At 74.5% G+C, this 4404-nt stretch carries 4 protein-coding genes; all 4 read left to right on the top strand.

Annotated features, from left to right (window positions below):
- The first annotated feature begins 147 nt into the window (after nt 1–147).
- A complete protein-coding gene (locus ACFWEE_RS30510) occupies nt 148–1761 on the top strand; it encodes an ABC transporter permease (RefSeq protein ID WP_386894084.1) in 1614 nt (537 codons plus the stop codon).
- A 2-nt stretch (nt 1762–1763) separates the two neighbouring features.
- Nucleotides 1764–2795: an ABC transporter ATP-binding protein gene (locus ACFWEE_RS30515; RefSeq protein WP_386894071.1), complete on the top strand. Its 1032-nt coding sequence runs from the start codon at nt 1764–1766 to the stop codon at nt 2793–2795.
- A gap of 88 nt (nt 2796–2883) precedes the next feature.
- On the top strand, nt 2884–3804 hold the full coding sequence (locus ACFWEE_RS30520; RefSeq protein WP_386894073.1) for an alpha/beta hydrolase family protein: 921 nt from the start codon (nt 2884–2886) through the stop codon (nt 3802–3804).
- Nucleotides 3805–3909: 105 nt separating this feature from the next.
- Entirely contained in the window at nt 3910–4362 is a 453-nt protein-coding gene (locus ACFWEE_RS30525) for an SRPBCC domain-containing protein (RefSeq protein WP_386894075.1), read from the top strand.
- Nucleotides 4363–4404 lie beyond the last annotated feature (42 nt).

Below are 4404 nucleotides of genomic sequence, written 5' to 3' on the forward strand. Positions count from 1 at the left end.
TTTCGCCCCAACCCGGCTGCGCGGGGCCCTGCCGTGCCCCCCGCGCGTGTGCACGTCACCACGCCCTACGTGCCCACCCCCGCCGCCCCCGCCGCGCGCCGCCCCCCCCCCGGCGGCGCGCGCTCCCTCGCGACGCGGCTCGGCCTGATGGCCGTGCCCGTCGCGTTCTTCGCGCTGTTCTTCGCGTACCCGGTCGCCGCGATCGTCGCCCGGGGGCTGAAGACCGAGGACGGCTGGCAGTTCGCGCGCTTCGGCGAGGTCCTCGGCCGGGCGGACCTCGGGGGCGTCCTCTGGTTCACCACCTGGCAGGCGTTCGCCTCCACCGCGCTGACCCTGCTGATCGCCCTCCCCGGCGCCTACGTCTTCGCCCGCCTCGAATTCCCCGGCAAACAACTGCTGCGCGCGATCGTCACCGTGCCGTTCGTGCTTCCCACCGTCGTCGTCGGCACGGCCTTCCTCGCCCTGCTCGGACGCGGCGGACTGCTCGACGAGCTCTGGGGCGTACGCCTCGACACCACCGTCTGGGCGATCCTGCTGGCCCACGTCTTCTTCAACTACGCCGTGGTCGTACGGACCGTCGGCGGGCTCTGGTCACAGCTCGACCCGCGCCAGGAGGAAGCCGCCCGGGTGCTCGGCGCGGGGCGGTTCGCCGCCTGGCGCCGGGTGACGCTGCCCGCGCTCGCCCCCGCCGTGGGCGCCGCCGCCCTGATGGTCTTCCTGTTCACGTTCACCTCGTTCGGTGTCGTACAGATCCTCGGCGGTCCCGCCTACTCCACGCTCGAAGTGGAGATCTACCGGCAGACCGCGCAACTGCTCGACCTGCCCACCGCCGCGGTGCTGACCCTCGTCCAGTTCGTCGCCGTCGGCGCCATCCTGGCCGTGCACGCGCGCACGGTACGCCGCCGGGAGAGGGCCCTGCGCCTCGTCGACCCGGCGCAGACCGCCCGCCGCCCGCGCGGTGCGGGCCAGTGGGCGCTCCTCGGCGTGCTCCTGCTGACCGTGCTGGTGCTCGTCCTGCTGCCCCTCGGGGTACTGGTGGAGCGGTCCTTCGACCAGCCCGGCGGGCACGGATTCGCCTACTACCGGGCCCTGGGATCGGCCGAGGCCGGCGGTTCCACCTTCCTGGTCGCCCCCCTGGAGGCGGTCTGGAACTCCCTCCAGTACGCCCTTGCCGCGACCGGCATCTCCCTCGTCGTCGGAGGGCTCGCCGCCGCCGCGCTCACCCGCCGGGCCGGGCGGCTGGTCCGGGGCTTCGACGCGCTCCTGATGCTGCCGCTCGGCGTGTCCGCGGTCACCGTGGGCTTCGGTTTCCTGATCACCCTGGACGAACCGCCGCTCGACCTGCGCACCTCCTGGATCCTGGTGCCGCTCGCCCAGGCGCTGGTGGGCGTCCCCTTCGTCGTACGGACCATGCTGCCGGTCCTGCGCGCCGTGGACGCCCGGCTGCGGGAGGCGGCGGCCGTCCTCGGCGCCTCGCCGCTGCGTGCCTGGCGCGAGGTGGACCTCCCGCTGGTGCGCCGGGCGCTGCTCGTCGCGGCCGGCTTCGCCTTCGCCGTCTCGCTCGGCGAGTTCGGCGCCACCGTCTTCATCGCGCGTCCCGACCGCCCGACCCTGCCGGTGGCCGTGGCGCGCCTGCTGGGCCGTTCGGGGGAGCTCAACTACGGCCAGGCGATGGCCCTCAGCACGATCCTGATGCTGGTGTGCGCCGTCTCCCTGCTGCTCCTCGAACGCATCCGTACCGACCGATCCGGGGAGTTCTGACCATGCTGGAGCTGGACGCGGCCACGGTCCGTTTCGGCGGACGAGCGGTGCTGGACGCGGTGGACCTCTCGGTCGCCGACCACGAGATCGTCTGTGTGCTCGGCCCGAGCGGCAGCGGGAAGTCCACCCTGCTGCGCGTCGTCGCCGGGCTCCAGCCGCTCGACGGCGGCCGGGTCTTCCTCGACGGCGCCGACCAGGCGGGCGTCCCGGTGCACCGGCGCGGCCTCGGGCTGATGTTCCAGGACCACCAGCTCTTCCCGCACCGGGACGTGGCCGCCAACGTCGCCTTCGGGCTGCGGATGCGCGGGGTGGACCGGAGCACCCGGCACGAGCGTGTCGCCTCACTCCTCGAACTGGTGGGTCTCTCCGGCGCGGGGCCCCGGGCCGTCGCGGGGCTGTCCGGCGGTGAGCAGCAGCGGGTGGCGCTCGCCCGAGCCCTCGCACCCAGTCCGAGACTGCTGATGCTGGACGAACCGCTCGGCCAGCTCGACCGCGGACTGCGCGAGCGCCTCGTCGTCGAACTCCGCTCGCTCTTCACGGACCTGGGCACGACCGTGCTGGCCGTCACCCACGACCAGGGCGAGGCCTTCGCGCTCGCCGACCGGGTCGTGGTGATGCGGGACGGCCGGATCGCCCAGGCGGGCACCCCGCTGGAGGTCTGGCAGCGCCCCGCCTCCGCCTTCGTCGCCCGGTTCCTCGGCTTCGACAACGTGGTCGCGGCAACCGTCACGGGCACGTCCGCCCGGACCCCGTGGGGCGAGGTGCCCGTACCGAAGGGATCACCGCAGGGCCCCTGCGACCTGCTGGTACGGCCCGCGGGCGTGCGGATCGGCGCCCCGGAGGACGGCCTGCGATGCACGGCCGGAGCGCGTACGTTCCGGGGCGACCGGGTCGCCGTACGGCTGGCCCCCGAACACGGCCCGGTCGTGGAGGCCGAGTGCGCGCTCGCCGACACCCCGGCCGAGGGCGCGGTCGTCGGGATCACCTTCGACGCGGCGGGGACTGTGGTCCTGCCGGCGGCGCCGGAGGCCTGACGCGCGGAGCGGCGCCGAACCGGGGATCCGCGGACCGTCAGTACAGGCGGCCGTCCGGCCAGGTGAGCCGGTGACTACCCTGCCGTCCATGACGATCCAGGAGCCGGCCGAGCCGCGCGTGTCCGTCCTGTACGACCACTCCCGCCGTGACCTGCGCGACCCCACCGCGCCCCGTCCGGTACGGCTCTACGCGTGGGAGCCGGTCCGCCGGGTCACCGATGCCGGTCCGCTGGTCGTGGTGTCGCACGGAACGGGCGGCTCCGGCAGCGCGATGAACTGGCTGGTGCGCCCGCTGGTGGAGGCGGGCCTGCGCGTGGTCGCGCTCGACCACCACGGCAACAACTACGTCGACGGATACGAGCCCGAGGGCTTCGTCTTCGGCTGGGAGCGCCCCCGGGACGTCACCTTCGCGCTCGACGCGCTGGCGGACCGGGAACCCCTGGGGCCGGTCGGTGTCGCCGGGTTCTCGTTCGGCGGGTACACCGCCGCGGCGCTCGCCGGGGCACGCGTCGACCCGGACGTGGTGGCGGCCCTGCTCCGCGGTGAGCTGCCGGAGCCGGTGGTTCCGGAGTTCCCGGGCCTGATCGCGGCGGTACGGGAGTCGCGGACGCCCGAGGAGTTGGCGGCGGCCGTCCGGGACTCGGGGGCGGACGTGTCCGACCCGCGGGTGCGGGCCGTCTTCCAGGTGGCGCCCGGCCTGGGATCGCTGCTGACACCAGGCAGCCTGGCCGCGATCCGGGTTCCGGTGGCGCTCCGCTGGGGCGGGGCCGACACCATCACCCCGTACGCCGAGGACACGGCGCCGTACCTGGAGAACATCCCCGGGATCGCCGGGCTCCGCGTGGGACCCGACGTCCGACACGAGGACTTCTTCGAGCACCTGCCGGGCGACGGGGAGGCCCGGGCGCGGACGGGGGCGGACGCCGCCTCCTTCTTCCTGCGACACCTCGCCGGGCCCACTCCGGACACCCCGGGCCCCGCAGAGGCCCTGGACGCTCCCGCGTCCTGACCCTGACCGCCGCCGCGACAGTCCCGGGCGGTCGGCGCAAGCTGGAGGGACGGGCCCCGCCGCTACCGGAAGCGGGCCCGACCGGGAAGGACAGTGACACGGATCATGAACCAGTCAGCGCGCGCGGGCATCGACATCACCCGCGTACTCGACGCCCCCAGGCAGCGCGTCTTCCGGGCATGGACCGACCCGGAGGACTTCGCGGTCTGGTACGGCGGCGACGCGGAGGTCCCGCTCGACCGGATGTCCATGGACGTACGCCCCGGAGGCAACTGGAGCCTGGTCCTGGTCGTGCCCGGCACCGAGATGCCGTTCCACGGGACCTACCTCGAAGTGGCGGACCCGGAGCGGATCGTCTTCACGCTGCAGGACGCGGCGGCGCCCGAGGGCGACGGCGAGACGGTGACCGCCACCTTCCACGAGCGCCCGGGCGGCACCACCGAACTGGTCTTCCAGCAGCGCGGCGGCCACCTCACGGCCGAGCAGTACGCCGCCGCCGAGGACGGCTGGGAGGCCTTCTTCGACGCCCTCGCCGCCCGTCTGGCCACGCACCCCTGAGGTTCCGCACGAAGCGCGCCGTGGCCCCGCGTACGCGGGGCC

It is taken from the genome of Streptomyces sp. NPDC060184, assembly GCF_042728795.1.
Lineage (GTDB): Bacteria > Actinomycetota > Actinomycetes > Streptomycetales > Streptomycetaceae > Streptomyces.

Bases quoted from the DNA above. Each gene is read 5' to 3' on its own strand.
- ACFWEE_RS30510 (WP_386894084.1), top strand. From the start codon at position 148: ATGGCCGTGCCCGTCGCGTTCTTCGCGCTGTTCTTCGCGTACCCGGTC.
- ACFWEE_RS30515 (WP_386894071.1), top strand. From the start codon at position 1,764: ATGCTGGAGCTGGACGCGGCCACGGTCCGTTTCGGCGGACGAGCGGTG.
- ACFWEE_RS30520 (WP_386894073.1), top strand. From the start codon at position 2,884: ATGACGATCCAGGAGCCGGCCGAGCCGCGCGTGTCCGTCCTGTACGAC.
- ACFWEE_RS30525 (WP_386894075.1), top strand. From the start codon at position 3,910: ATGAACCAGTCAGCGCGCGCGGGCATCGACATCACCCGCGTACTCGAC.